Genomic DNA, 950 nt, shown 5'->3' on the forward strand with positions numbered 1-950 from the left:
GGTGAAATGCAAAAAGGAATTGGCGAATTACGTGATGGATCTGAGAAAGTGACCGGTGGCTTGAACAAATTAGTAAGTAAATCTGGTGAATTTAAAACAGGAACAACGGATCTATCAAATGGTATGGAACAACTGGTTGGGGGACAAAGCCAATTAGAGGAAGCTTCTCAAAAAATTGAAAAAGGTTTGCAAGATTTAAATAGTAAAGTGAAAAGTTCTGCTGCAGCTTTAGAGGAAATGCAGTCGAAAGGTCCTTCTATATTGAATACAGTAAATGAGAAAATAGATGGAGCTGGGGCGAATGTAAATCAGTTAAATGAACTTACGCAATCAACAGCAGGAGATGCAAAAAATGCAGCGCAAGATGTAGTGAATTTACAAAAGCAAATTGAGAGTTTACCGAAAGAATATCAAGAACAGTTACAACCATTCATAACAAGTGCTGTAAAAAGTACAGCGACAGTTCAGCAAAAAGCTGCCGGAGTAGCAGGTGGAACAAATAAATTAAATGAAGAAGTAAAACAATTAAAAGGCGAAATAGATCAAAGAACAAGTGATGCACAAAACAAACTACCGAATACAGCAGGATTACAAACTTTAACGAGTGGTATTGATGAATTAGCTAGTGCACAAAAGGGGTTTGTTGAAAAGTTCCAAGGATTTGGAAGGAATTTAAATGTAGCAAAAGAAGGCGCAAATAAATTTGAAAACGAATCCGGCCAATTTATTGATGGAATAAATCAATTAGCAGATGGATCAGGTCAAGTAACAGGCGGTTTAGGTACATTATCTGAAAGCGTAAATCAAATGGCAGGTGGAATAAATCAATTAGCAGATGGCTCAAGCCAAGTAACAGGTGGCTTAGATACATTATCAGTAGGAGTATCTAAATTAACAGATGGCTCAAGCCAAGTAACAGGTGGTTTAGATACATTATCAGTAGGAGTATC

General features: G+C 36.8%; 1 pseudogene. It reads left to right on the top strand.

From position 1 onward, the window contains the following. A pseudogene (locus MR167_RS31520) lies at positions 1-950 on the top strand (phage infection protein); the annotation flags it as partial.

The sequence above is a fragment of the Bacillus cereus group sp. BfR-BA-01355 genome, from assembly GCF_022663675.1.
Classification (GTDB): Bacteria; Bacillota; Bacilli; order Bacillales; family Bacillaceae_G; genus Bacillus_A; species Bacillus_A thuringiensis_S.